This window comes from Pseudomarimonas arenosa, assembly GCF_014841215.1.
Lineage (GTDB): Bacteria > Pseudomonadota > Gammaproteobacteria > Xanthomonadales > Xanthomonadaceae > Pseudomarimonas > Pseudomarimonas arenosa.
Map to the genome: position 1 here is coordinate 35,115 of NZ_JACYTR010000001.1, position 25,480 is coordinate 60,594.

The 25,480-nt window shown below is 63.2% G+C and carries 24 protein-coding genes; 6 read left to right on the plus strand and 18 right to left on the minus strand.

Features of this window, described 5'->3' with window-relative positions:
- Nucleotides 1–35 precede the first annotated feature (35 nt).
- From ybgF to IFO71_RS00240, 11 genes are all read right to left on the minus strand, one after another.
- Nucleotides 36–968, minus strand: coding sequence for a tol-pal system protein YbgF (gene ybgF, locus IFO71_RS00190; protein WP_192027501.1), 933 nt, complete (start codon nucleotides 966–968; stop codon nucleotides 36–38).
- Nucleotides 968–1,477 (minus strand): peptidoglycan-associated lipoprotein Pal, encoded by a 510-nt coding sequence (gene pal / locus IFO71_RS00195; protein ID WP_192027502.1) that lies wholly within the window; start codon nucleotides 1,475–1,477, stop codon nucleotides 968–970. Before pal ends, ybgF begins: the two co-directional genes overlap by 1 nt.
- A 99-nt stretch (nucleotides 1,478–1,576) precedes the next feature.
- Complete coding sequence (gene tolB / locus IFO71_RS00200; RefSeq protein WP_192027503.1) at nucleotides 1,577–2,887, minus strand: Tol-Pal system beta propeller repeat protein TolB; 1,311 nt, start codon at nucleotides 2,885–2,887, stop codon at nucleotides 1,577–1,579.
- Nucleotides 2,884–3,681, minus strand: a complete 798-nt coding sequence (locus tag IFO71_RS00205; RefSeq protein WP_192027504.1) for a protein TolA — start codon at nucleotides 3,679–3,681, stop codon at nucleotides 2,884–2,886. Before IFO71_RS00205 ends, tolB begins: the two co-directional genes overlap by 4 nt.
- Nucleotides 3,682–3,817: 136 nt before the next feature.
- Entirely contained in the window at nucleotides 3,818–4,270 is a 453-nt protein-coding gene (tolR, locus tag IFO71_RS00210; RefSeq protein ID WP_192027505.1) for a protein TolR, read from the minus strand.
- Between the two features lie 93 nt (nucleotides 4,271–4,363).
- Nucleotides 4,364–5,128 (minus strand): protein TolQ, encoded by a 765-nt coding sequence (gene tolQ / locus IFO71_RS00215; RefSeq protein WP_192027664.1) that lies wholly within the window; start codon nucleotides 5,126–5,128, stop codon nucleotides 4,364–4,366.
- Between the two features lie 181 nt (nucleotides 5,129–5,309).
- Nucleotides 5,310–5,777: a tol-pal system-associated acyl-CoA thioesterase gene (ybgC, locus tag IFO71_RS00220; RefSeq protein WP_425502855.1), complete on the minus strand. Its 468-nt coding sequence runs from the start codon at nucleotides 5,775–5,777 to the stop codon at nucleotides 5,310–5,312.
- On the minus strand, nucleotides 5,746–6,792 hold the full coding sequence (gene ruvB, locus IFO71_RS00225) for a Holliday junction branch migration DNA helicase RuvB (protein ID WP_192027507.1): 1,047 nt from the start codon (nucleotides 6,790–6,792) through the stop codon (nucleotides 5,746–5,748). The genes ybgC and ruvB overlap by 32 nt, the downstream gene beginning before the upstream one ends.
- Before the next feature lie 171 nt (nucleotides 6,793–6,963).
- Nucleotides 6,964–7,554, minus strand: a complete 591-nt coding sequence (gene ruvA, locus IFO71_RS00230; protein ID WP_192027508.1) for a Holliday junction branch migration protein RuvA — start codon at nucleotides 7,552–7,554, stop codon at nucleotides 6,964–6,966.
- Nucleotides 7,551–8,114, minus strand: a complete 564-nt coding sequence (gene ruvC / locus IFO71_RS00235) for a crossover junction endodeoxyribonuclease RuvC (protein WP_425502856.1) — start codon at nucleotides 8,112–8,114, stop codon at nucleotides 7,551–7,553. Before ruvC ends, ruvA begins: the two co-directional genes overlap by 4 nt.
- A gap of 211 nt (nucleotides 8,115–8,325) precedes the next feature.
- Nucleotides 8,326–9,063, minus strand: a complete 738-nt coding sequence (locus IFO71_RS00240) for a YebC/PmpR family DNA-binding transcriptional regulator (protein ID WP_192027509.1) — start codon at nucleotides 9,061–9,063, stop codon at nucleotides 8,326–8,328.
- A gap of 62 nt (nucleotides 9,064–9,125) precedes the next feature.
- Here IFO71_RS00240 and IFO71_RS00245 point away from each other — a divergent pair, with 62 nt between their 5' ends.
- The 3 genes from IFO71_RS00245 to IFO71_RS00255 are packed head-to-tail and all read left to right on the plus strand — an operon-like array spanning nucleotide 9,126 to nucleotide 13,410.
- Nucleotides 9,126–9,890: an ABC transporter ATP-binding protein gene (locus IFO71_RS00245; RefSeq protein ID WP_225444257.1), complete on the plus strand. Its 765-nt coding sequence runs from the start codon at nucleotides 9,126–9,128 to the stop codon at nucleotides 9,888–9,890.
- A complete protein-coding gene (locus IFO71_RS00250; RefSeq protein ID WP_192027510.1) occupies nucleotides 9,887–12,244 on the plus strand; it encodes an ABC transporter permease in 2,358 nt (785 codons plus the stop codon). Before IFO71_RS00245 ends, IFO71_RS00250 begins: the two co-directional genes overlap by 4 nt.
- On the plus strand, nucleotides 12,244–13,410 hold the full coding sequence (locus tag IFO71_RS00255; RefSeq protein WP_192027511.1) for an efflux RND transporter periplasmic adaptor subunit: 1,167 nt from the start codon (nucleotides 12,244–12,246) through the stop codon (nucleotides 13,408–13,410). The genes IFO71_RS00250 and IFO71_RS00255 overlap by 1 nt, the downstream gene beginning before the upstream one ends.
- A gap of 122 nt (nucleotides 13,411–13,532) precedes the next feature.
- On the opposite strand, the gene IFO71_RS00260 is transcribed toward IFO71_RS00255, so the two are convergent.
- The 5 genes from IFO71_RS00260 to aspS form a co-directional block, all read right to left on the minus strand.
- Nucleotides 13,533–14,069 (minus strand): hypothetical protein, encoded by a 537-nt coding sequence (locus IFO71_RS00260; RefSeq protein WP_192027512.1) that lies wholly within the window; start codon nucleotides 14,067–14,069, stop codon nucleotides 13,533–13,535.
- Entirely contained in the window at nucleotides 14,069–14,995 is a 927-nt protein-coding gene (locus IFO71_RS00265) for an FAD:protein FMN transferase (RefSeq protein ID WP_192027513.1), read from the minus strand. Before IFO71_RS00265 ends, IFO71_RS00260 begins: the two co-directional genes overlap by 1 nt.
- The gene (locus IFO71_RS00270) at nucleotides 14,992–15,570 is read right to left on the minus strand and encodes an FMN-binding protein (RefSeq protein WP_332309274.1); all 579 of its coding nucleotides are present in this window, start codon (nucleotides 15,568–15,570) and stop codon (nucleotides 14,992–14,994) included. The genes IFO71_RS00265 and IFO71_RS00270 overlap by 4 nt, the downstream gene beginning before the upstream one ends.
- 171 nt (nucleotides 15,571–15,741) lie before the next feature.
- The gene (locus IFO71_RS00275; protein WP_332309282.1) at nucleotides 15,742–16,404 is read right to left on the minus strand and encodes an esterase/lipase family protein; all 663 of its coding nucleotides are present in this window, start codon (nucleotides 16,402–16,404) and stop codon (nucleotides 15,742–15,744) included.
- 216 nt (nucleotides 16,405–16,620) lie between these two features.
- Entirely contained in the window at nucleotides 16,621–18,378 is a 1,758-nt protein-coding gene (gene aspS / locus IFO71_RS00280) for an aspartate--tRNA ligase (protein WP_192027515.1), read from the minus strand.
- A gap of 209 nt (nucleotides 18,379–18,587) precedes the next feature.
- Here aspS and IFO71_RS00285 point away from each other — a divergent pair, with 209 nt between their 5' ends.
- Nucleotides 18,588–19,544 (plus strand): DUF3011 domain-containing protein, encoded by a 957-nt coding sequence (locus IFO71_RS00285; protein WP_192027516.1) that lies wholly within the window; start codon nucleotides 18,588–18,590, stop codon nucleotides 19,542–19,544.
- Nucleotides 19,545–19,634: 90 nt separating this feature from the next.
- On the opposite strand, the gene IFO71_RS00290 is transcribed toward IFO71_RS00285, so the two are convergent.
- Nucleotides 19,635–19,985, minus strand: a complete 351-nt coding sequence (locus tag IFO71_RS00290) for an FmdB family zinc ribbon protein (RefSeq protein WP_192027517.1) — start codon at nucleotides 19,983–19,985, stop codon at nucleotides 19,635–19,637.
- 161 nt (nucleotides 19,986–20,146) lie between these two features.
- On the minus strand, nucleotides 20,147–22,054 hold the full coding sequence (locus IFO71_RS00295; RefSeq protein ID WP_192027668.1) for an ABC-F family ATP-binding cassette domain-containing protein: 1,908 nt from the start codon (nucleotides 22,052–22,054) through the stop codon (nucleotides 20,147–20,149).
- 160 nt (nucleotides 22,055–22,214) lie between these two features.
- Here IFO71_RS00295 and IFO71_RS00300 point away from each other — a divergent pair, with 160 nt between their 5' ends.
- Together IFO71_RS00300 and IFO71_RS00305 are read left to right on the plus strand one after the other, a co-directional pair.
- Nucleotides 22,215–24,707: a TonB-dependent receptor plug domain-containing protein gene (locus IFO71_RS00300; RefSeq protein ID WP_192027518.1), complete on the plus strand. Its 2,493-nt coding sequence runs from the start codon at nucleotides 22,215–22,217 to the stop codon at nucleotides 24,705–24,707.
- An 81-nt stretch (nucleotides 24,708–24,788) separates the two neighbouring features.
- Complete coding sequence (locus IFO71_RS00305; RefSeq protein ID WP_192027519.1) at nucleotides 24,789–25,415, plus strand: YceH family protein; 627 nt, start codon at nucleotides 24,789–24,791, stop codon at nucleotides 25,413–25,415.
- Nucleotides 25,416–25,480 lie beyond the last annotated feature (65 nt).

A 25,480-nucleotide genomic window follows, 5' to 3' on the forward strand; every position in this document is an offset into this window, starting at 1 on the left:
CCCGAATCTCGAATCCCAAGTCCCGGCTCTTAAACCTACTGCCTACTCTCCAGCCTGAGCGCCCTCAACCGGCCCTGTGCCAGTCGGGCGACGGTGCTGTCGGGATAGCGCTCGATCACCTGGTTAAGGGTGGCTTCGGCTTCGCTCCATTGCCGCAGCTCGTAGTGGCAGTAGCCGATCTTGAGCAGGGCATCGGGGGCTTTCAGACTGCTGGGAAAGTCGGCCAGCAGCTTGCGGAATGCATCGAGGGCGATCTGGTAGTTCTGGGTGACGTAGTAGCTTTCGCCCAGCCAGTAATGCGCATTGGGAGCAAACTCGCCGTTCGGGTAGGTGTTGAGAAAACCCTGGAATCGGCGCGCGGCTTCGGCGTAGCGACCTTCTTTCAGCGCGTCGAAGGCCGATTCGTACATCTTGCGTTCGTCGGCCGGGTTGGCCATCGGCTGCGCCGGGGCGGCCGGCTCGGCAGCGCCGCTCAAGCCGGTGGTCTGGGTGCCGCCGTCGACCGGCGCGCGTACCTCGGGCTCTTCGATCAGCTGTGCTGTGTTGGTCGGTGCGGTGACCGAGGGCGACGGCGGGGTCGGCTCCAGCGGCTGCGCGCCTGGCGGCAGAGCCAGACCGGCATTCGGATCGGTGACCGCTTCAGAGGCCACTGGGGCTCCGCCTTCGATGCGGGCCAGACGACCATCGATATCGAGGTACTGATCGCGTGAACGCTTCTTCAGCGCCTCGATTTCAAAACTCTGCTGCTCCACCAGACCGCGCAGGGATTGCACTTCCTGCTGCAGCTGAGAGATGCGATTGAGCAACTCCAGGGTTTGCTGATTGCCGGCGCCTTGTGCGGCGTCCTGCTCCAATCGAGCGACCCGATCGGCCAGACTGAGTCGGCCGGACTGTGCTGATGCCTGAAACGCTGCGGCGGCCATCAGGGCCGCCGCAGTCAGGGTCAGCTTACGCAGACCCAGTCGCATCACTTCGCCGTGTAGACGATTTCGACGCGACGGTTCTTACCCCAGCAGCCTTCTTCGCTGCTGTCGCAGGTCGGACGCTCTTCGCCATAGCTCACCACGTTCAGCTGGTGGGCACCGCCGCCATTGGCGCGCAGGGCGTCGGACACCGAATTGCCGCGGCGCTCGCCCAGGCCCAGGTTGTACTCGCGGGTGCCGCGCTCGTCGGCATGGCCTTCCAGGCTGATGCGGGCGCTCGGACGGTCACGCAGGTACTTGGCGTGGCAGTTCATGATGGCAGTGAACTCGGCCTTGACGTCGCTCTGGTCAAAGTCGAAGTACACCACGCGCTGACGCAGGCAGGTGTCGGTGTCCAGGTCACCCAGCTTGTACTTGCCGTCATCAACCGGCTCGACCGGCGGCGGCGGCGGCGGTGTCGGCTCCGGAGTCGGATCGGGCTTCACTTCCTTGGTGCATGCGGCCATGGTCGCGCAAAGGGCGGCGGCCAGCAGAACGCGAGTAGTCGTATTCATGGTTATACCTGTAGTTCGTGTTTATCGAGGGACAGTAGTCGAGGAACGCTTTTTTTCTGTTGCCAATCACGTTGCATTGAATCAAGCCCGTCCTGCAAATCAACGCTGCCGAAACGGTGACCAGGCGGGCTCCCGGACATCACCATCGGCCAAAACTAGACGCTGCCGTACCCGCGCATCGGCGGAGACCGCATACAGCACACCCCGCTTTCCTTCGCGTGAGGCGTACAGCACCATGCTGCCATTGGGCGCAAAGCTGGGGGACTCATCCAAGTTGCCCGGCGAAAGCACGAGCATCTGGCCGGAGCCCCCGTAAGTTTTGTCCAAAACCGCTATACGATAAACGTTTCCATTTCCCTGCGCCATAGCCAGCTTGTTGCCATCGCAGCACACAGTTGGCCTAGCGTTATATTCGCCCTGGGAGGTGACCCGGGTCGGCTCGCCACCGCTGGCCGCCACCTGATAGATCTGCGGCTTGCCGGAGCGATCGGAGGTGAACAACAGCGATTGGCCGTCGGGCGCCCATACCGGCTCGGTATCGATGCCCCAGTGGCGGGTGATCTGGGTCAGCGCCTTGCTGCCGAGATCCATGATGTAGATTTCCGGGTTGCCGCTACGTGAAAGCGTCAGCGCCAGGCGATTGCCATCGGGCGAGAAGGAAGGCGCACCATTGATGCCGCGGTAGCTGGCCACCACTTCGCGGGCGCCGGTGGCGATCTCCTGGATATAGATCGAGGAGTTGCCGCGCTCGAAGCTGACATAGGCCAGCTTGCGGCCATCCGGGCTCCAGGCTGGCGACAGCAGCGGCTCGCGCGAGCGCACCACGGTTTGCGGGTTGTAACCATCGGAATCGGCCACCATCAGCGCGTACTGGATATCGCGCCCCAGACCGGTGGCGGTAACATAGGCAATGCGGGTCCAGAAGGCGCCGCGAACACCGAGAATCTTCTCGTAGACCAAGTCGGCGATCTGGTGCGATACATCGCGCATATTGCCGGCACGACCGGCCAGGGCCAGGCCGAGCAGGCGCTCCTGCTTGGCCACGTCCATCAGCTCGAATTCAACCCGGTAGCCGCCATCGGTGGTATCCAGCACCCGCCCGACCAGCAGGAAATCCTGCTTCAGCAGGCGCCAAGTGGCGAAATTCACATCGGCCAGACGCTGCGGGCGTTCAACCAGATCCTGCTCGGCCAGGGTGCGGAAGGCACCGGAACGATTGAGATCCGCGCGCACCACGGCAGCGATATCGGTATCCGGCGCCACGCCGGTACCGAGATAGTCGAGATTGACTACGGCGATGGGCATAGCGGCGGAATTGCCTCCCACGATATCGATTTCCAGCGGTTGTTGGCTTCTAGCATTCTGGACACAGGAAAGCATAAGAACCGCGAGCAAGAACCGGAGCATCATTGGGCACATTCCTCTCGGGGGTAGCAGAACGGAATTCGAACTTGACGCTGAAATACCGTTTCGAACCCCGTGTACGGTAGGGGTTGGCGAGTGACTGCTGCCTCAACCGAACGCCGCCCCACTTGATCGAACGGACAATCGGTTAAGTCCACGTTTATCACTTCGCCTCCGACGATTTGAATCACGGTCACATGACACATGACTCGCGCCGGCAGGCTATCAGGTCGATTCCAGTTTGAGTCGACAGTTTGCTGAATAGCTAGTTTGTACCGGGCTTGTAAGCTGTTATCAACTCCATAGTTGCCGGCTTGTACAGCCGGCTTCGTCGCCGGCGTCGGCGTGGCATCGGCCACTTGGGCCTTTTTCATATCTTCGATCTGCTTGAGCTTTTCCTGCTCCCGCTTGCGCTTGCGCTCGGCCTCTTCGCGCTGCTGACGAATCTTGTCCAGCTCTTTCTGTTGCTCGAGCTGTTGCTGACGCAGACGTTCCTTGCGCTCGATTTCTTCCTGCTTGCGCTTTTCTTCCAGCAGCACCTGTTCCTTGCGCTTGCGCTCCTGCTCTTCTTGCTTGGCCTTCTCTTCCGCCTGCTGCTGGGCCATGCGCGCGGCCTTTTCGGTGTCGCGCGTATCGGGCTTCGGTGGCTCGGTCTGAGGCTTGGGCTGCGGTGGGGTGGGTGCCTGCTGTGGCGCTTTGGTTTTCTCCGGCTGCGGCGGCGGCGCAGCGGTTCTTGGGGCCGGCTCCAACTTGCTGGCCGGCACGAAGTTGGCCGGCGCCGACATCAGCACGGCTGACACCGGCTCGCCGGCCACGCTCAGCGGGGTTTCGGTGCGGGTCCAGAAAACGCCGAGCGCAATCACCAGCACGCAGGCCAGATGCAGGGCCAGCGAGAACACCAATGCCCGCCAATTGTCGGCCATCGAGTCCATCGTCTTAACGCTTCGCTCCGTCATCTTCTGCCGGCGTACTCATCAACCCCACCTTGGGCACGCCCGCCTCTTGCAGCAGCACCATGCCACCGTAGATGGTGCCGTAGTCGACCCGCCGATCGCCGGCCACCATCACCGCGACATTGGGGTTCTGCCGCACGAAGGCCGATACCTTGGCCTTCAGCGATTCGGCGTCGATCTCTTCTGCCTTCGCACCCTGCAGGGTAAGGAAGTAGCGGCCATCGGCGGTGACTTCCACCACTACCGGATCCTTCTGCGACTCGACCGGTTTGGCATTGGATTGCGGCAGCTCGATATCCACCCCGAGATTCAGCAGTGGCGCGGTGACCATGAAGATGATCAACAGCACCAGCATCACATCGATATACGGCACGACGTTGATTTCGGATTTCAGCTTGCGCTTGCGCTTGGGGCGGCCGGAAAAATGTGCGGACATCGGAATTAACGTCTCGATCCGTGTTGGGTGGACCACTGGCCCACCATTTCGAATGCCTTGCGCGGTGGGCGGCACGCCCACCCTACGAAAGGACTAATGATCATCACCATGCGACTGGCGCTGCAGAATGGCGCTGAACTCTTCGGCAAAGGCCTCGTAGCGGACATTGATGCGGTCGACCTTGGTCGAATAGCGGTTGTAGGCCCAGACCGCCGGAATCGCGGCGAACAGGCCCATGGCGGTGGCGATCAGCGCCTCGGAAATGCCCGGCGCCACGGTGGCAATGGTGGCTTCCTTGACATTGGCCAGGCCCTGGAAGCTGATCATGATGCCCCACACGGTGCCGAACAGACCCACATAGGGGCTGATCGAACCGACATTGGCGAGAAACTCGAGGTTATGTTCCAGCTCATCGACCTCGCGCGCCAGCTGCACGCGCATCGCGCGTTGCGCACCTTCCAGCTGGGTACGCGAATCCATGCTCTTCTTTTGCCGCAGGCGGGCGAACTCGCGGAAACCGGCCTCGAAGATCGCTTCGATGCCATTGATGCTCCGGCCCTGCTGCGATGACTCGCGATACAAGGCACTGAGATCGGCCCCCGACCAGAAGCGCTCTTCGAAGCGATCGGAGCGTCGCGCAGCGCCGTCCAGCACGGATTTCTTGCGGAAGATGATCATCCACGAGGCGACCGACGCCAGCACCAGCAGGGCCATCACGATCTGTACCGGCAAGGAGGCGTGCAGGATCAGATTGAACATATTGAGCTGACCACTGCCGGTCACCACCGGCGCGGCTACCGTGGCGGCAGCGGCCGTCTCTTCCGGCAAGGCGGCGGCCTCCTGGGCCAGGCTGAGCATCGGCCAGGCCGACAGCAGGGTCAGCGCAATCGATCGGTGAAACAAACTGTTCATGTGCCGCTCCGCAACTCGGTTGTCATGTTTGCTCTGGTCAGGCGATGCCAGAGCATGGCCAGGGGGTGAAACTATCGCTTAGCGGGCTGCTGAAATGAGTCTCAGCAGCCTGTTAGGTGAATCGGGGTCAGTCAGCGCCCGACTCAGTCGCCTGCAGCAAGATCTGGCGCAGGCTATCCGGCATCCGGGTTGGCTTGAAGCTCGAGGCCACCAGACAGCCGACACGAACCTGGGCAGTGGCGATCGACTCGTCCTCGCCCTGACGCAAAATGCTCTGGCGAAAATCAAGACTGGCCAAGCCCACCCGCACTTCGTCCACGCGCACTACCAGCTGATCGTCCAGCCGGCTGGCACGCCGGTAGTCGGTGTGCATCGATCGAATGGCGAACACGCGGTCGAACTCATGACGAAAACGCTCCTGCGCAATACCGAGACTGCGCAACCATTCGCTGCGGCAACGCTCGAAAAAGCACAGGTAATTGGCGTGATACACTACGCCGCCAGCGTCGGTATCTTCCCAATAGACGCGTACAGGCCAGCTGAACGGCAGGCGCCCAGCGGATTCAGCGTTCATCATCGGTTGTCCCAAACAGATCACCGCCGGAACCGCTGGCCTTGGCCGGCGGCTTCAGACCGAGATGGCGATAGGCTTTGGCGCTCGCCATGCGGCCGCGGGCCGTGCGGATCAGAAAGCCCTGCTGGATCAGATAGGGTTCGATCACATCTTCCAGCGTGCCGCGCTCTTCCGACAGGCCGGCGGCCAGCGATTCAACACCGACCGGACCACCGTCGAAGTTGTCGATGATGCTGCGCAACAGGCGCCGATCCAGCTCGTCAAAGCCTTCCGGATCGACCTTCAACATCGACATCGCCGCGTCGGCGACCTCGTTGGTGATTCGCCCATCGGCCCGCACCTGGGCGTAATCGCGCGCTCGACGCAGCAGACGGTTGGCGATACGCGGCGTGCCACGCGAGCGCTTGGCGATCTCGGCAGCGCCTTCGGCCTCGCAATCGATACCGAGAATCTGTGCCGAGCGGCGCACGATAGCGGTCAACTCGGCTGCGTTGTAGAACTCCAGGCGTTGCACGATGCCGAAGCGATCACGCAGCGGGCCGGTCAATAGTCCGGCGCGGGTGGTGGCGCCGATCAGGGTGAACGGCGGCAGATCGAGCTTGATCGAGCGCGCGGCCGGCCCTTCGCCGATCATGATGTCGATCTGGAAATCTTCCATCGCCGGGTACAGCACCTCCTCCACCACCGGCGACAGGCGATGGATCTCATCGACGAACAGCACATCGTGCGGCTGCAGATTGGTCAGCAGGGCAGCCAGATCGCCGGCACGCTCGATCACCGGCCCTGAGGTCTGCCGCAGCTGCACGCCCATCTCATTGGCAATCACATGCGACAGGGTGGTCTTGCCCAGGCCCGGCGGGCCGAAGATCAGCACATGATCCAGCGCCTCATCGCGCCGTTTGGCCGCTTCGATATAGATCTTCAACTGCTCGCGCACCGGCTGCTGGCCGAGGTATTCATCCAGCCGCTTGGGGCGAATCGATGCTTCGAGCAATTGCTCGTCGCGATCGGCGTCGGTGGAGATCACGCGATCCATGGAGTCTCGGCTGGGGTAGGCAGTGCGGGCGGCAGCGCCCGATTCAGCCGCCTACCTTAACAGGCGGCGGGGAAGGCGCAAGAGGGGGAACGATTCAGGCGCCATAGGCTGCGCCTTGGGCGCACCGTGCATGCCTTTCCAAGCCGCCCTTCGGTGCGCCCGAGGCGCACCCTACTTAAGTGCCGCCTTCAACGCATGCCGAATCAAATCCTCGGCCGCCGCGCCTTCCGGGGCGCCTTTCAGCAGCCGGGTGATCTCGGCCGGCTTGTAGCCAAGCTGCTGCAGGGCAACGCTGGCTTCGCTGGCCGGGTCCTGCGGCACGGCACCGAAGCTGACGCCGGCCGGGCCGCTGCCGAAATCGGCCGCCGCGCGATCACGCAGTTCCACCACGATGCGTTCGGCGGTCTTCTTGCCGATGCCGGGAATGCGGGTCAGCGACGTCACATCGCTGCCGGCGACCAGGCGGGCGAATTCGGCCACGCTGACCCCGGACAGAATCGCCAGCGCGATCTTGGCGCCGATGCCAGAGACCTTCTGCACATCGCGAAACAGCCGCCGCTCGGCCTCGGTCATAAAGCCGTACAGGGCGACGCTGTCTTCCTTCACCGCGTAATGGGTAAACAGCACCACTTCCCGGCCCAGTTCGGGCAGGTCATAGATGGTGCTCATCGGCGCTTCCAGTTCGTAGCCGACACCATTGACATCGATCATCAGCCAGGGCGGCTGTTTCACCGACAACACGCCGCGCAAACGTCCAATCATCGCCACCCTCTCCTACGCATCAGCGCCGATGCCGGCAACCCGGTCTGCAGACCGAGTCGCCGCGCATGACCGTGGGTAATCGCCACCGCCAAGGCATCAGCGGCATCTGCCTGCAGTTTGGTGCTCAGGTTCAGCAGCACGCCAACCATGTGCTGAACCTGACGTTTCTCCGCCACACCGCGCCCGACCACGGCGTTCTTGATCTGCATCGGCGAGTACTCGAACACCGGCAGATCGGCATCCACCGCAGCACAGATCGCCGCCCCACGCGCCTGCCCCAGCTTCAGCGCCGAGTCGGCATTCTTGGCCAGAAACACCCGCTCAATCGCGACTTCCACCGGACCGAACTCGGTAATCACCGCACGCACGCCATCCAGGATGCGCTTCAACCGCGCCGGAAATTCACCCGCCTCCAGCACCACCAGGGGCTGATGATGCACATGCACACAACGCCCCGCCGCATCGACATCCACCACCCCGATACCGGTGCGTTGCGAGCCGGGGTCGATGCCGAGGATGCGCGTGAGTGGAGCCGGGATTCGGGATTCGGGATTCGGGATTCGTCGCACCAGCGTGATCGCTCCTGTTCAGTGATGCTGCGTCGCTCGCCGAACTTCATGAGCGAGCCAACTACGCCGCGCGGTCTGTCAGCTTAGCAACAGAGCGAAGACGCAGCGCGCTCAAGTATCGCTCAGACGCACGCTCGACGAATCCCGAATCCCGAATCCCGAATCCCGAATCCCGGCTTCAAAGCCAATCCCGGCTTCTCGATCACCATGCCTCCGGCGGCAGGTCGGCATTCGAATACACATTCTGCACGTCATCAAGGTCTTCGAGCCTATCCAGCAGTTTCGCCACCGCGATCGCTGTGTCGCCTTCGACGGCGATGTTGTTCTCGGCACGGAAGGTGATTTCGGACTCGTCGGGTGGGCAGCCGGCGGCATCCATGGCGTCTTTGACCGCCTGGTAGTTGTCGGCGCTGGTCAGCACTTCGATCGAGCCGTCGTCTTCGTTGACCTGGATATCGTCGGCGCCGGCTTCGATGGCGGCCTCGGTGATCTTGTCTTCGTCGCAGCCGGGAGCATAGCTGAGCACGCCGAGCCGGTGGAACATGAAGGCCACCGAGCCGTCGGTGCCGAGGTTGCCGCCGAACTTGTTGAAGGCGTGACGCACATCGGCCACGGTGCGTTGGCGGTTGTCGGTCATGCAGTCGACGATCACCGCCACGCCGCCGGGGGCGTAGCCTTCGAAGCGCGGTTCCTCGTAATTCACCCCTTCCAGCTCGCCGGTGGCCTTCTTGATCGCGCGCTCGATATTGTCTTTCGGCATCGAGGCGGCCACCGCCTTGTCGACCGCCAGACGCAGGCGCGGATTGCCCGCGATGTCTCCGCCGCCGCTACGCGCGGCCACGCTGATTTCGCGCACCAGTTTAGTAAACATCCTGCCCCGCACGGCGTCCTGCTTACCCTTGCGGTGCTGGATATTGGCCCATTTGGAATGTCCAGCCACAACCTTGCTCTCGTCAAACCAAGCGGGCAATTATAGCCGGCCGCTCCCGCACATCGTCGGGCTTGCGTCTGATCAAAGGCAGCCAGGCCAAATCGCGCGACACTGGAGCTATGGACGACAGCGCCAGCCCGATCTTCAGCGCTCGTGGATTGAGCAAGACCTATCGCATGGGCGAGACCGAGGTACGGGCCTTGCGCGGGGTCGATCTCGACCTGTTCGCTGGCGAATTTGTCGTCCTGCTGGGCGCCTCGGGCAGCGGCAAGTCCACTTTGCTCAATATCCTTGGCGGCTTGGATCACCCAAGCGGCGGCCAGCTGAGCTGTCGCGGCCGCCAGCTCAGCGAATTCGACGATGCCGGCTTGACCGAGTTTCGTCGGCGCGAAGTCGGCTTCGTGTTCCAGTTCTATAACTTGATACCCAGTCTGACGGCAGAGGAGAACGTCCGCCTGGTAACCGACATCGCCACCCAGCCGATGGCGCCGATCGAGGCGCTGCGTCTGGTTGGACTGGAGCAGCGCGCCGAACATTTTCCCGCCCAGTTGTCGGGCGGTGAGCAGCAGCGGGTGGCCATCGCCCGGGCCATCGCCAAGCGCCCGGCGATCATGCTGTGCGATGAGCCGACTGGCGCGCTGGACTCCAAGACTGGGGTTCGGGTGCTGCAGAGCCTGCAGCACATCCATCGTGAGACCGATGCCCTGGTGCTGATCATCACCCACAACGCCGCCATTGCGGCGATCGCCGATCGCGTGCTGCAGATGAGCGACGGCCGGGTGGTGAGTGATCAGCGCAATAGCGCGCCACAGCCAGCCGATTCGGTGAGCTGGTGAATGCACTGCAGCTCAAACTGGGGCGCGAGCTAGCGCAGATGAAGGGCCAGATTGCAGCGATCGCCACGGTACTGGCCATCGGAATCGCCATGTGGGTGATGTCGATCAGCAACTACCAGTCCTTGTCACGCACCCAGGCGCGCTTCTATGCCGAATACGACTTCGGCCACGTGTTCACTCAGCTGACCCGGGCCCCGCAAACGCTGCTGCCAGCGATTGCCGCCATTCCCGGGGTGGCGCGCGTGCATGCGCGGATCAGCGCTGAAGCACGGCTGCAGGTAGACGGCTACGCGGACTCAGTGACAGCGCGCATAGTCAGCTTGCCGATGCAAAGCCAGGATCTTGCCGGCCGCTTGTTTCTGCGCAGTGGCGCCTTCCCGCAGCAGGATGACGAGGTGCTGCTGATCGAGGCGTTTGCCGACGCCCATGATTTGCGCCGAGGTGATCAGCTTTATGCAGTGATCAATGGCCGACAACAGCGATTGCAGGTGGCCGGCATTGTGCTGTCGCCCGAGTTCATCTATCCGATTCGGCCCGGCGACGTGTTTCCCGACTTTGCCCGCTACGGAGTGCTGTGGATGCGCCATGAGCCGCTGGCTCGCGCGTTCGACATGTTCGGCGCCTTCAACGACTTGAGTCTGTCATTGCAGCGCGAGGCGCGGAGCGAGGATGTGATCGAACAGCTCGATCGCCTGCTCGACAACTACGGCAATGTCGGCGCCCATGGGCGCGAGCTCCAGGTATCCGATCGTTTCCTCTCCGACGAGCTGCAGCAACTGCAAGTCATGGCGCGGCTGTTTGGCGGCATCTTTCTTGGCGTGGCCGCTTTTCTTCTCAACATCGTGTTGGCGCGAATGCTGCAAAGCCAGCGCGAACTGATTGGCTTGCTCAAGGCCTTTGGCTACCGTGGCCTGGAATTGGCCCGCCACTACGGCGGCTTTGCTCTGGCGATTGCCGTAGCAGGCGCCCTGCCCGGCTTGCTGCTCGGCGCTTGGATGGGCAGCGGACTGGCGCGCCTGTACGCCGAGTTCTATCGCTTCCCTTATCTTGATTGGCAGCTGTCGCCGGGACTGATTTGGCAGGCTCTACTGTTTGCCCTGCTGACTGCCGCCACCGGCGCCGCCGCCGCGGTCTACCGCTGTTACCGGCTTCCGCCGGCGGAGGCCATGCGGCCGGAACCGCCGCCGCGCTATCACCGCTCCGTGCTGGAATCGCCACGACTGTTGCACTGGCTCGACCTGCGCGCGCGGATGATCCTGCGCACCCTGGTCCGCCGCCCCTGGCGCAGCGCCCTGTCGGTGTTCGGCATCGGTTTGGCCGCTGGCATTCTGATCATGTCGCGCTTTCAGGCGGCGGCGGTCGAGCATATGGTGAACGTGCAGTTTGGACTGGCCCAGCGCGACGATCTGAGCATTATCCTGAGCCACCCTCGAACACTACGTTTCGCCGAGGAGCTCGCGACCTTGCCCGGCGTAATGGCAGTGGAGGTCGGCCGCACCGTGCCGGTGAAATTGCGCAATGGCCACCGTCAATGGCAGGGCGCGCTGACCGGCCTGCCGGCCTCGGGCCAACTGCGCCGGGTGTTGAACAACGAGCTGCAGCCAATCAATCCGCCCGAACACGGATTGCTGCTGACGGGTTTTCTGGCCGCTAGCCTGGCGCTGCGCGTGGGTGATGAAGTTGAGGTGGAGGTGCTGGATGGCGCCCGTCAGCGACTGCGCCTACCGCTAGCCGGAACGGTTGACGAGTATCTCGGCGTATCGGCGTATAGCGAACGCAATGCACTCAACCGATGGCTGGGTGAGGATGCGTTGGGCAACCGCGCCTGGGTGGCACTGGCTGAAGCACAGCGCGGCGATCTGCTGGAGGCCTTGCGAGCCCGCCCGGTGATTGCCTCGATCAGCGACCGACAGGCCATGGTCAGCAGTTTCCGCCGCACCTTGGCCGAGGGGATACTGACCTTCACCCTGATCGCCAGCCTGATGGCCGCCAGTGTCGCCATTGGCGTGGTGTACAACGCGGCGCGAATCACCCTGGCCGAGCGCGGCCGCGAACTGGCCTCGTTGCGCGTTCTTGGCTATACCCGGCAGGAAGTACGCGCGCTGCTACAAGGTGAGCTGCTCAGCCTCTCCTTGCTGGCATTGCTGCCCGGCATCGCCATCGGCTATGCCCTTTGCGCCTGGATCGTGTTCAACTTTCAGTCCGAGTTGTATCGCATTCCCTTGCTGACCACACCGGCCGCCTATGGACTGTCCGGGTTGATCGTTCTCAGCGCCACGGCGGCCTCGATGGTACTGGTGCGGAGGCGGCTGGACGGCATGGACCTGATCGAAGCACTCAAGGCGCGCGACTGATGACACACAAGGGCCGTTGGCTGATCGCAATCGTGGTAGTTGCACTGATCGTGCTGGCGGCCTGGCCGCAGTCGCGGCCGGTGGATTCGGCCCAGGTGCAGATCGGAACGGTGCGGGCGACGGTGGAGGCCGAAGCTCGCACGCGCTTGCGCGATCGCTATCTGATCAGCAGCCCAGTACACGGGCTGGCCCAACGACTGCAGTACGAACCCGGTGCTGTAGTGCACGCGGGACAGGTCGTGCTCAGCATCGCACCTAGCCCCAGCAGTGCTCTCGATCCGCGCAGCCGAGCCGAGGCCGAGGCACGACTGGCGGCCGCGCAGGCCGAGCGCCAGTCAGCAGAAGCCAGCGCAACGGCGGCCGACAGCGCGGCCCGACAAGCGCAGTCCGATGCCCGGCGCGCGCAACGCCTGGCCGAGCGAGGCCTGCAGGCGGCCGCGCCTACTGAACAGGCGCTTCGTCTGGCCGAACTGCGTCGGGCGGAGGCCGCCAGTGCCCGCTATGCCGTTGCCGCCGCCGATGAACAGGTGCGGCTGGCGGAAGCTGCGCTGGGCAGCTTCAGTGCTGAGGGCAGCGAGCCGATCGAACTCCGCTCGCCGATCGACGGTGTATTGCTGCGGCGTCATTACGAAAGCGAGATGGCGGTAGCGCCGGGTACGCCCCTGATCGAAGTCGGCGATCCCACCAGCCTGGAGGTGGAGGTCGACGTTCTGTCCGCTGACGCTGTGCGCCTGCGCGAATCGATGCCAGTTGAACTGCTGCGTTGGGGCGAGCCTCAATCGCTGTCGGGCCAGGTTCGGCGGATCGAACCCGCCGCGTTTACCAAGATCTCTGCGCTTGGTGTGGAAGAACAGAGGGTGTGGGTGCGAGTGAGCCTGGATGATCCGATCGAACGCTGGCAGCGCCTCGGCGATGCCTACCGTCTAACCGCGCGCTTTCTGCTTGACCAGGCCCAAGATGCCGTGCGTGTGCCGGCCAGTGCGCTGTTCCGTGCCGAGACCGGCTGGCAGGCTTTTCGCATCAAGGGCGGCCGAGCCCGTCTCACCGAAGTGGAAGTCGGCCTGATCGGCGAAGGGTGGGCGGAAATTCGCACCGGCCTGTCCGTTGGCGAGCCGGTGATACTGCACCCGGAGCGCGAGCTGAGTGATGGCGAACGGGTTGACTGAACTGGTTGTTTCGCCTAGCCCGGATCGCGCTCACAACGAGCAGTTGCGCCTGGCGAAGCACGGTCTGCTCGGCGTCGACCTGACTCAAATCCCGGCCATCGCCGCGGGCGTTCTGACCGCTGCTAGGACGACTGCAGCTCTGCCTCCGCATCGGCACGCGTGCGCTGCGACTCAACCGCTTGTCGCGGCGGCGGCGTGGCCAGGCCTGAGGGCATCCGGGCACGACGCGCGCGTCGGCCCAGCACCACATGGCTGGCCACGATCAGCGGCAGCGCGGCGCCCAAGGCGAAATGCAGATTGCCGATCCACGGCCGCAAGGTTTCACCGGCCAGGTAGTACAGCACCCAGCCGCTGATCACCATGCAGGCGGTGATCACAAGCAGCAGGATGCCCAAGCGGCGCGAGGAGCCGCTGCGCCATGCCGACGGCACATGATTGGTCCACAGGGCCCCCAGCGCCAGCAACATCAGAAAGGCACAGGCGCCGTGCGCGGCCAGCACGGGCGATTGCCACGGATGCTTCATCGGCCCGAATTCGCCCTCGACCTCAACGAAGCGACTGAGGATGAAGAACGTGGTGCCGGTCAGCCAACTGCCTGCCAGCACCGCATACAACAAGCGGCGCAGCCAGCCTGGCATCCGAACCCGTACCCAGGGCATCAGCGCTCTGCTCCTGTCTGTTCGGGTTGCGGCGCAACCGGCTCCACTGAGGGTGCCCGATAGACCTTCACAGGGCGCTCGGCATCGATCTGAATCAGCGCATGAGCGCCTGCTCGCCACAACCGCTCAAGCCATGAGTGTTCAGGATCAGCGCTAAACACGGCCAGCTTGGTCAATGCATCGGCGACCATGGCGCTTTCGGCGAACACACTGACGCTGCAGGCACGTTTGCTGGCCTGGCTGCTGCGCGGATCGATCAGCAGACTCAGGTGTGCGCCCGGCGCGGCTACGCTACTGGCAACGGCGGCCGCCAGCATCGGCGTGTGGAGGGCGACTTGATGATCGGGGCCGCGCAATCCGAGTGACTCGGTCTGCCAATGCGACAAGCGCAGATCGCCGCCGATGTTTATCCCGAGACGCACCTCGGCGGGGGCCAGCGCAAACGCGCAGTCGATTGCATAGCCCTTGGCGATCCCCCCCAGGTCCAGCAAGGCCGGGCGCTGAAAGCTCAGTCTGTGGTGCTGCAGATTGAGATCGCACCAACGCGCTCCCGACTCCACCGCGTGGTGTCCAGGCAATGCGCCCGCGGCCGTCAGGGCAGGTGCGACGCAGATGTCGAACAAGCCGTCGCTAAGCGTGCTGAAACGCAGTGCCTGCCCGATCAGCGCCGCCGTCTCGGAGTCGAGAGCGATTTCAACGGCGCGTGCTGCTGCTGCATTCACCTCACTTAACACACTGCTAGAGCGGTGAAAACTGTACTTGGCATCAAGGCGATCGAGTTCGGCAAACAGCGCTTGACTCAGTTCCAGCAGGCGCGCTCGGGGCCAGTCGGCCTCAAGACTGATTTCGGCGAAGCTGCCCATCAGCGGCCGGCAGCGGCGCAACGCTGCAGGGATCACCGCTGCTTCGCGATGGGCGATGTTCACAGGCGTTTGGACAGCACTTCGGCCCAGGTCGCAGCGAGCCGATTGATGCCCTCAGTAATATGCTGGCAGGACAGGGTGGCGCCGGAAATATTCTTGATCTGTTTGTTCAGTTCCAGCTGCTCGCGATAATCGCGGCCGTGGAACTGAGCACGCCAGCGCGGATTGCGCACCTCGGAGCCGTAGGATTCGCGGTAGGTGAGCACTTCAACACCCACCACTTCGCCGCGCGGATTGAAACCCACGGCATAGTCGATGAATTCATGCTTGCCGATCACCTGATCGAGCAGAAACCAGTCGCCCTCAGCGCTGCGCCAGGCCTTGAGCTCCTTCGAACGAACCCGCGCCTTGGACGCCGCCTTGATCGCCGCCCGCTCGATAGCGCTGAGCTGAACGTTGTTCGGAATGAAAGCCTTACCAGGAAACATCAGCTCGCGCGCCTCGGCGGCACTGAGGAAGGTCGCCGCCCGGGACTGCCCACCCAGCAACAACAGGCCAGCGGCACCCATAGCCAGGATCAACTGACGTCGGGTGGTGTCCTGAATCGCCCGCACATCGCTGTGGCATGAACTGGGCACGTCGGATCGGTGGCGGTTTCTACTCAAGCGTAGCACTCATGATTCGGCAAGCCGGCGACGGGATTCAGCCCCGGAAACGCGAACCATTATCTTTTGCGCTCTTATCCATCGTCAAGCGCAGCGACACCAGAGCAACCCGCACAATCCTTTGGGAATCAATTCTTTGCGCACTCAACCCTGGGACAGGGCGGTGCCGAAACACGCCGTGCGCAGAAAACGGATAGTCGCCTCCGCCACCGCCCCTGAAAAAATCAGTCCGCTATGCGATACCCGCATCTTCAGGTGCTCGGTCAGGCCTGGCTGCCAGGTCTCCGCAACCCCCACCGTGCCGTCATGCTGATCGCCAAGATCGGCCACCCAGTGTCCGCCGCCCAATGCCAGCGTTCCGGCAATCATGCCGACCTCGCGGTCGGGCGGCAGTTGAACACCGCGCTCCAGAAATGGCCCGCTGCGGCCGACCAGCAGACGCAGATGGTGTTCACGCATGCCGCGGGCGGCGGCGCTGCCATTGATGGGTGAGCCCAGGCACACGACCCGACCGGGCGGCAGGTTGTTGCCATCGTGCAGAGCGGCCAGGGCGGCGACACCGCCCAGACTATGGCCGACGATATGCACCGGGCCTGGACCCAGGGCGCGCAACTCGGCCTGCAAGCGTGGAACGGCCTGTTCAGCGGAACGCCACAGCGTGGCGTAGGGAAACAGGCGCGGGGAAAAGCCCGCGGCACGCAAGCGGCGGGCCAGCGGCCAGAGGATCGGGCGGCGCATCCACAGGCCGTGTAGGACGAGGACCGGGATTGGGGTGGCATAGAGCCCCTCTCCACTGGCGGGAGAGATCGATGCGCACTGATTTTCGCGCGCCGGCTGGTGCCCCGGAACTCCCTCCCCGATGTTCGGGGAGGGCCGGGATGGGGTTAGGGAGCCGATCTTTGCCTGCCCAGGGGCCTCGCATAGCGAGGTTCCTGGGTAGGGATTGGGGTGAGGGGGAAGGCTGGCGCCCACTGCTCGCGCGACGATTGGTTCGGACGCTGCACTGGCGGGTCGAGACCCGCCCTACGCCTCTAGGGTTCGGATGTGCACCTCTTTCAGCTGCTCGGGGTCGAGCGGCGAAGGGGCACCGGTCATCAGGCATTGCGCGGTAGTGGTCTTGGGGAACGGGATCACGTCGCGAATCGAGTCGGTGCCGGCCATCAGGGCAGCGATACGGTCGATGCCAAAGGCGATACCGCCGTGCGGCGGGGCGCCATGGCTGAGCGCTTCGAGCAGAAAGCCGAACTTGGCATCGGCTTCTTCGCGGCTGATGCCGAGCAGGTCGAACACCGCGCTTTGCATATCCGGGCGGTGGATACGAATCGAACCGCCACCGATCTCATTGCCATTCAACACCATGTCGTAGCCACGCGAGACGGCTATACGGGCATTGGCCTTGAGATCGGCAATGTCATCGACCGCCGGCGCGGTGAACGGATGATGCAGGGCCACATAACGCCCGGCTTCCTCGTCCCATTCGAACATCGGGAAGTCGGTGACCCAGAGCGGACGCCAACTGTGCTCAATTCGACCGAGGTCTTTTCCAAGCTTGAGCCGTACTGCACCCATGAAGTCGCAGACCTGCTTGTAGGGACCGGCACCAAACAGCAGCAGATCTCCATTCTGCGCGCCACAGGCATCGAGAATGGCATTCAAGGTGGCATCGTCAAAGAATTTGGCAATCGGCGAGTTCACCCCCTCGCGGCCCTTGCTGCGATCTTCCAGTTTCAGCCAGGCCAGACCCTTGGCGCCGTATTTCGCCGCATGCGCGGCCAGTTCATCGATCTGCTTGCGCGACCAGGTGGCCGCGTCCGGCGCGCGCAGCGCCACCACCCGCCCTTCGGCGTGATTGGCCCATTCGGCGAACACCTTGAATTCCACCGAGCGCACATGTTCGGCGATATCGATCAACTCAAGGTCGATGCGAAGGTCCGGCTTGTCGGAGCCGTAGCGGCGCATCGCCTCGTCGTAGCTCATGCGCGGGAACGGATCGGCCAGCTCGACCTGCATCACTTCGCGGAACACGTGGCGAATCATGCCTTCCACCGTGTCCTGCACCTCGGCCTCATCGACCCAGGCGAATTCCATATCGAGCTGAGTGAATTCGAGCTGGCGATCGGCGCGCAAGGCTTCGTCGCGGAAACAGCGGGCGATCTGATAATAGCGATCGAAGCCGGCCATCATCAGAATCTGCTTGAACAGCTGCGGCGACTGCGGCAGGGCGTAGAACTCGCCCGCATGCATACGCGCCGGCACCAGAAAATCGCGCGCGCCTTCCGGCGTGGCCTTGGTCAGGATCGGGGTTTCGATATCCTGAAAGCCACGCGCATCAAGCCAGGCGCGCAAGGCCTGCACCAGCTTGATGCGAGTGCGCATCATGCGCTGCATTTCCGGGCGCCGCAGATCGAGATAGCGATACTTGAGCCGCACATCTTCACCCGGTGTTTCATGCGAGTGAAATGGCAGGTTAATGGCGCGATTCATCACGTCGATCTTTTCCGCCAACACCTCGACCCGACCGGTACGGATCTTGTCATTGATGCTGTGGCGCTCACGCACCTTGCCGGTGACCCGCAGGCAGTCTTCCTGGCCCAGCGAGCTGGCGATCTCGAACAGCTCGGGCTGGTCGCTCTCTACCAGGATCTGCACGATGCCCTCGTGATCACGCAGATCGAAGAACACCTGGTGACTTTGCACCCGAGCCTTGTTGACCCAGCCGCAAAGAGTGACGGTCTGACCAATCAAGGTCTCGTCGACAAGACCACAGAATTGACTACGCATGGCGGGCTCCGAACCAGCTGACACAGCGAAAACCCGCCATTTTAAAGAGGCTTGGCCTGGCTCGGCAAAGCTTTTCTTCGCCAGGCCGGGATCAGCCCAGCCGCTCGCCGCGGCGGGTCTTGGGTTTTGCCATCGGTCGGCTCGCTATCGCTCGATGCCATCGCCGTGGGTATGCTCGGCAAACCGCCGGCCTCTCTTCGGAGCCTCGTATGGTGCCCCTGCATAGACTCGCCCTGGTGCTCGCTCTGCTACTGCTGAGCGCTGCCGGTTCCACGCAACAGAAAGCCTATGCACCGGAGAACTTGCGCCAGCTCACCGTCCCTGATCGGGTGCGGGTGATCGAACGCGAATATTCCGATCAAAGCGGCGGGCGCCTGATCCCCGACGACCAATTGACCTTCTATCTCGATCAGATCGATTCCGGCTGGGGTTTCAGCGAGATCAAGCGCGACATCGCGAGTTCGCTGCGCGGCTCGGCCTGGCGCCCGTCGAATAGCAACTGGCAACCGCGCAGTGTCACCTGCTCCAGCATCGACGGCCGCTACACCGAGTGTGTCACCTCGTTCCACGGGCAGGCCACACTGCAGCACCAGTTGTCCCGCGCGAACTGCATTGAGGGTCGCACCTGGGGCCAGCGACGCGGCGTGATCTGGGTCGACGACGGCTGCCGTGGGCAATTCAGCGAGCGCCACGACGCGAGCCAGGGTTCCTGGACCGGTGCGCCCTATCACGACGGCGGCAGCTTCGTGGTCTGTGAGTCGCGACAAGGCAAGCGCCGCCGCTGTGCGACCAGCCTGCGCGGCCCGATCATTCTGATCGAGCAATACTCCAACGCCGAATGCATCGAAGGCGATAGTTGGGGCTGGCAACCCGGTGAGATCTGGGTGCGCCGCGGCTGCCGTGGCAAGTTCGCCGAAGCGCGCGGCGGCCGACCCGGCTTGCCGGTGGGTGGCGGCCGACCTGGCTATGGCGATGCGGGCTATTCGGTGACCTGCGCCAGCGAAGACGGGCGCCATCGTACCTGTGCCTGGCAATCACGCCAGGGCCGACCGATCCTGGTTGAACAGATTTCCCGAGCCAGCTGCGTCGAAGGCCGCAGCTGGGGCTTTGACGGCTATCAGATCTGGGTCGACCAGGGCTGCCGGGCGCGCTTCGCGCCGCGCTGACAGGCTGCTGAGACCTCCATCCCCCGAATCAAGTCCGGGGCAGGCTGTGGTGGTTTTCAGCGCCAACGGACCGGCCGGCAGCCCGCGCGATCAAGAAGACGCGGCAGCGGCGGCCGGCTTGCTGTCGGTGGAGGCCGGCTTGCTTTCGGGCTTGGCTTCCGACTTGGTCTCTGACTTGGTCTCTGACTTGGCCTCGGATTTCGAATCGGACTTGCTGCCTTCATCGCCGGATGAGGCAAGATTGCGCTTCTTGTCGCCGTCTTTCTTGAAGTCGGTTTCATACCAGCCGCTACCGGCCAGTCGAAATGCCGGGGCAGTAATCTGTCGCCGTACCTGAGCCGAGCCGCAAGCCGGGCAGCTGCTGGGATCAGGGTCCGACAGTTTTTGCAGGCGATCGAAGCGATGATCGCAATCGGGGCATTCGAATCCGTAAATTGGCATGGGTGACTCCGTGGTTCGGTGCGCAGTTAGCGCAGGTCGTAATGGGGCCGAGACTGGGGGCGGATGCCGGCATTTTCAATCCCAGGCCCGGCTCAGCCGCCGCCACTGCCGCACGACTCGATGGCAACGAGAGCTGCGTCGACACCCGAAACAAGCACGGCTCAGGTTTCAGCCAAGGCCTCCAGCGCCTCGTAGGTTTCCAGCCAGGCCGCCTCGTTCTGCGCATGGGCGGCGTGCAGTTCGGCCTGCTTGCGGCTGAGTTCGCCGGCAGCACGGCCGTCCTGCTGATACAGCTCGGGTGCGGCGAGTTGCTGTTCCAGTTCGGCGAGAGCCTGCTGCTGCTGCGCCATGGCCGTCTCCAACTGTTTCAAGCGGTTCTTCAATGGCCGCTCCTTGTCGCGCTGTTCGGCAGCACTGCGGCGGCGCTGCTTGGCATTGTCAGCCGACACCACCTTGGCGTTGTCCGGGTCAGACCGCTGTGGGTCGCGGTCACGGCTGCGCAACCAGGCCGCGTAGTCATCGAGATCGCCATCGAACGGCGCTACCGTACCCTCGGCCACGCGCCAGAAGCGATCGCAGGCCAGACCTATCAAATGGCGATCATGACTGACCAGGACCAAGGCGCCGTCGAACAAGGCCAGCGCCTCAGCCAAGGCCTCGCGCATGTCCATGTCGAGATGGTTGGTCGGTTCGTCGAGCAACAGCACATTGGGTCGCCGCCAGGCGATCAGGGCCAGGGCCAGCCGCGCCCGCTCGCCCCCACTGAACCCCTCGACCGGGTCAAACGCACGGTCGCCGGGAAAGTTCCAGCGTCCGAGCCAGTCGCGCAGAACCTGCTCGGGCTGTTTGTCCGCCAGACGCGCCAGATGCTGGATCGGCGTCTCGTGCTCACGTAGAGACTCAACCGTGTGCTGGGCGAAGTAGCCGATCCTGGCTGCCGGGTGCAGCACGCGCTCGCCCGCCAATGGTTCGATCTCGCCGACCAGGGTCTTGACCAGGGTCGACTTGCCGGCGCCGTTGGCGCCGAGCAAGGCCACGCGATCGCCCGGCTCAAGCGAGAACTTCACCCCACTTAGCACCTCGATCCGCTCACCCCCAACCTGATAGCCGGCACTGAGTTGTGACAGCCGCAGCAACGGACTGGGGAGCTCAGCCGCCGTTTCAAAACTGAAGCGGAATGGCGATTCGGCACGCACCGCCTCGGTGCCGGCCAGCTTCTCCAGCCGTTTCACTCGGGACTGAGCCTGCTTGGCCTTGCTGGCCTTGGCCTTGAAACGATTGATGAAGCTTTGCAGATGGGCGCGCTCGGTCTGCTCCTTTTCGAATGCGATCTGCTGCTGACGCAGCTGCTCGGCGCGCTGGCGCTCAAAGCCAGTGTAGTTGCCGTTGTAAAGCCGCCCTCGTCCTTCATGCAGATGCACCACATGGGTACAGACTTCGTCGAGGAATTCGCGATCATGCGAGATCACGATCACCGTGCCGGTATAGCGCTGCAGCCATTGCTCCAGCCAAAGGACGGCATCGAGGTCGAGATGGTTGGTCGGCTCGTCGAGCAGCAACAGGTCACTGGGCGCCATCAGGGCGCGGGCCAGATTCAGCCGCACTCGCCAGCCGCCGGAGAAGCTGGCCACCGGCTGCTCGAACACCGAGCTGGCAAAGCCCAGACCATGCAATAGCCGGCCAGCGCGCGCTTCGGCATCGTAGCCGTTCAGCAACTCGATATCGTGATGCGCTGCCGCAGCGGCGGCGTGGTCATCCATCGCCAGCGCCTGCACTTCGCGAGCCAAGGCAGCCGCCAGCTCGGCATCACCGCCAATCACATAGCGAAGCGCCGCCTCCTTCAGGGCCGGGGTCTCCTGGGCCACACTGGCAATCCGCACCCGATTGGGTAGATCGATCTGCCCTTCATCTGACTCCAATTCACCAAGAATGGCGGCCAATAGCGAGGACTTGCCACAGCCATTGCGGCCGACCAGGCCGACCCGCCAGCCGGCGTGCAAGGTGAAGTCGAGCCCGGACAGCAACAGCCGCCCGCCACGACGAAGCGCGAGAGAACGAAATCCAATCATCGGCATAGTTTATCCGGCCGCGGGCGATTGGTAGCCAGCGCCTAGGCAAAATCTTAACGAACGCGTAACGTACCCCTGTGACTCAGCAACGCCGCTGGCGATGCGTCGCCGGTGATTTCCGATTTGCACGGCTCAACCTTCCAGCATCTCCGGAGTTCTCATGTACAAGCCCGCTGTACTCGCCACCGCCATCGCCTTCGCATTGCATGCTGCGCCGCTTTGCGCTCAGACCGACGAACAAACCGCTGAGCAGGCTGCCGAACTCGACGTAGTGATCGTCACCGGCACCCGCGTGTCGAATCGGTCCGCCACCTATACTGCAGCTCCAGTCGATGTGATCGGCGTCGAGCAGATTGAGCGCAGCGGCGCACCGGAACTCAATCAGGCGCTGTCCATCAACCTGCCGTCGTTCAATTTCCCGCGCCCCGGGCTGGCGGACGGCACCGACACCATCCGGCCGGCGACCTTGCGCGGCCTGTCACCGGACCAGACCCTGGTCTTGCTGAACTCCAAGCGCCGGCACACCTCATCCCTGGTCAATATCAATGGCACAGTCGGTCGCGGTGCCGCGGCGGTCGATCTCAACACCATTCCCACTGCCGCTGTACAGACCATCGAAGTGTTGCGCGACGGCGCCTCGGCACAGTATGGCTCAGACGCCATTTCCGGTGTGATCAATGTACTGTTGCGGCGTGCCAGCGAAGGCGGTGGCGCCACCCTGACGGTCGGCCAACGCGAAAGCGAATACACCACGCCGGTGACACCCCCTCCAGCGGGCGCCACCTGGAGTGCACCCGAGCAGATCACCCGCAGCGTCAGCGACGGCGCCACGACCACGGCCTCGATGTGGAAGGGCTTTGCCTTGGGCGAAGCGGGCTATTTCACCCTCAGCGCGGAATACAAGGACCAGCAGCGCACCGAACGCGGCGGTTACGACTTCCGCCAACAATATCCGCTGGTGAACGGCGGCTTCGATATTCGCGAAGCCAACTTCGATCGCTTTAACGCCTGGTTTGGTGAACCGGAAATCGAACAGAAAACCGTGTTCGCCAATTGGGGCATCGATCAAAGCGAGGGCGCTCGCCTGTACGGCTGGGCCAGCTACCAGGATCGCGACGCAGTATCCGCCGGTTTCTATCGCCGCGCCCTGGACACCCGCAATGTGATCGAGATCTACCCCGATGGTTTCCTGCCGCTGATTGCTCCGGAAGTGACGGATGCCAGCGCGGCGCTGGGCTATGAATGGAACTGGGGCCCCTGGTTCATGGATACCTCACTGGTATTCGGTCGCAATGAGATGGCCTTCACCATCACCAACACCTTGAACGCTTCGATCGGCCCAAGCTCCAGAACCGAGTTCGATGCCGGCGGCTTCGACTACGACCAATGGGTGTTCAATTTCTCCGGTGTGCGCAGCGTGGATTTCGACGCCCTCGCTTCGCCACTCAATATCGCCGCCGGACTTGAAGCGCGCAGGGAGAGCTATTCGATCTTTGCCGGCGAACCGGATTCCTATCGTCAGGGCGACGCGCTGCTGCCGAATGGAGCACGGCCACAAGCTGGTTCCCAGGTGTTTCCCGGCTTTCGTCCCAGCAATGAAGTGGATGAAGATCGCAACGCGGTTGGCGTGTATCTCGACCTCGAAGCCAATCTCAGCGAAAAGCTGCTCGGCTCGGCCGCCATTCGTGCTGAAGACTATTCTGACTTTGGCAGCAACGTCACCGGCAAACTGGCCTTGCGCTACGACATCAATGACAGCTTTGCCCTGCGCGGCTCGCTGCAGAACGGTTTTCGCGCACCCTCGCCACAGCAGCAGTACTTCACCGCCACCTCAACTAATTTCATCAACGGCATTCCGTTCGACATCACCACCTTCCCGCCGCAGGATCCAGCCGCGCGGGCGCTGGGCGCGCAGCCGCTGGACGCCGAGGAGTCGATCAATGTCTCGCTGGGCACCGTGTTCCGCATCGCCGATGTCACGGTCACCATTGATGCCTATCGCATCGACGTCGACGACCGCATTGTGCTGTCAGAGAACCTGACTGCCGGCAATGTTCGCGACTACCTGACTTCGCTGGGCTTCATTGGCATCGGCGGCGGCAGGTTCTTCATCAACGGCGTCGACACCGAAACCCAGGGCGTCGATGTGGTGGTCAATTTCCCGCTCGACACCGCCGACCTGGGACGCTTCGACTTCATCCTCAGCGGCAACTACAACGACACTGAGGTCACTCGCGTGCCCAGCACCAACGAACTTTCTTCACTCGACCCGGCGCCGACCCTGTTTGGCCGGATCAATGTGTTGAGTTTTGAACAGGGCACACCGAAGGACAAGATCGGAGCCTCGGTCAACTGGAAGCGCGAACGCTTCGGCGCCACCTTGCGCGCCACTCGCTACGGAGAGGTGCTGGATCCTGGCACCAGCGAGCAATTTGACTTCCTGATGAGCCCGAAGACCCTGGTCGATCTCGAAGGTCGCATCGAACTCGGTGAGCGTTCCGAGCTGGCCTTGGGTGCTGAGAACATCTTCGACCAATATCCGGATGCCTCACCGATCTCACGCAATACCACGGGCAATACGCCGTTCTCCAATTATTCGCCATTCGGTCGTAGCGGGCGACTGGTTTACGCCCGCCTGAGTTTCGAATTCTGATCGCCGTGCGCGTCATCCGAGTTGAATCGACACCCGGCAGCGGGCATGCTCGCTGCCGCCCTCCCCTGCAAGCAGCCCCTCATGTCTGAACAGAACGCCGAACTGACCCCAATCGAGGCCCGTATCCTCGGCTGCCTGATTGAGAAAGAAGCCACCACGCCCGATCAGTATCCGCTGACCGAGAACGCGATCGTGGTGGCCTGCAACCAGAAGACCAGTCGTGATCCGGTGATGAACTTGAGCCCGGGAGAAGTCGGCCACGCGCTGCGTCAGATGGAGAACCGCCGCCTGGTTCGCAGCCAGCACGGCGCCCGCGCGCAGCGTTACGAACACCGCATGTCAGACTATTTCGGCCTGACCCAACAGCAACAGGCGCTGCTGGCCCTGCTGATCCTGCGTGGTCCGCAAACCGGTGGCGAGCTGCTGTCGCGTAGCGATCGGCTCGCCAAATTCAGCGACGCTGAAGATCTTCGTCACTGTCTGCAGCGCCTGCAGCAACGCGAGCCATCCCTGGTTAAACAACTCGGACGCGCGCCGGGTCAACGCGAAGATCGCTACGGCCAGCTGCTGACCGGCCCGATCGATGAGTCGCTGTATCAGACCAGCACGGCCGTCAGCGCTTCCAGCGACAGTGTCGACATGCTGCTGCAACGGATCGAGGCACTGGAGGCGCGGGTGGCCGAGTTGGAGCAACAGGTCCAGGGCTGACTCGAGGTTTCTCGCCCCATCGGCCTTATCCCCGCGGTGCAAGGATGCACCGCCGCGATCAACAA

What these genes read in the sequence shown, in the direction of transcription:
- IFO71_RS00255 (WP_192027511.1), top strand. Translation starts at nt 12,244, where the DNA reads ATGACACACAAGGGCCGTTGGCTGATCGCAATCGTGGTAGTTGCACTG.
- tolQ (WP_192027664.1), bottom strand. Translation starts at nt 5,128, where the DNA reads ATGCTCAGCCTGGCCCAGGAGGCCGCCGCCTTGCCGGAAGAGACGGCC.
- IFO71_RS00300 (WP_192027518.1), top strand. Translation starts at nt 22,215, where the DNA reads ATGTACAAGCCCGCTGTACTCGCCACCGCCATCGCCTTCGCATTGCAT.
- aspS (WP_192027515.1), bottom strand. Translation starts at nt 18,378, where the DNA reads ATGCGTAGTCAATTCTGTGGTCTTGTCGACGAGACCTTGATTGGTCAG.
- ruvA (WP_192027508.1), bottom strand. Translation starts at nt 7,554, where the DNA reads ATGATTGGACGTTTGCGCGGCGTGTTGTCGGTGAAACAGCCGCCCTGG.
- ruvB (WP_192027507.1), bottom strand. Translation starts at nt 6,792, where the DNA reads ATGGATCGCGTGATCTCCACCGACGCCGATCGCGACGAGCAATTGCTC.
- ybgF (WP_192027501.1), bottom strand. Translation starts at nt 968, where the DNA reads ATGCGACTGGGTCTGCGTAAGCTGACCCTGACTGCGGCGGCCCTGATG.
- IFO71_RS00295 (WP_192027668.1), bottom strand. Translation starts at nt 22,054, where the DNA reads ATGATTGGATTTCGTTCTCTCGCGCTTCGTCGTGGCGGGCGGCTGTTG.
- IFO71_RS00285 (WP_192027516.1), top strand. Translation starts at nt 18,588, where the DNA reads ATGGTGCCCCTGCATAGACTCGCCCTGGTGCTCGCTCTGCTACTGCTG.
- IFO71_RS00290 (WP_192027517.1), bottom strand. Translation starts at nt 19,985, where the DNA reads ATGCCAATTTACGGATTCGAATGCCCCGATTGCGATCATCGCTTCGAT.
- pal (WP_192027502.1), bottom strand. Translation starts at nt 1,477, where the DNA reads ATGAATACGACTACTCGCGTTCTGCTGGCCGCCGCCCTTTGCGCGACC.
- tolB (WP_192027503.1), bottom strand. Translation starts at nt 2,887, where the DNA reads ATGATGCTCCGGTTCTTGCTCGCGGTTCTTATGCTTTCCTGTGTCCAG.
- IFO71_RS00260 (WP_192027512.1), bottom strand. Translation starts at nt 14,069, where the DNA reads ATGCCCTGGGTACGGGTTCGGATGCCAGGCTGGCTGCGCCGCTTGTTG.
- IFO71_RS00305 (WP_192027519.1), top strand. Translation starts at nt 24,789, where the DNA reads ATGTCTGAACAGAACGCCGAACTGACCCCAATCGAGGCCCGTATCCTC.
- tolR (WP_192027505.1), bottom strand. Translation starts at nt 4,270, where the DNA reads ATGTCCGCACATTTTTCCGGCCGCCCCAAGCGCAAGCGCAAGCTGAAA.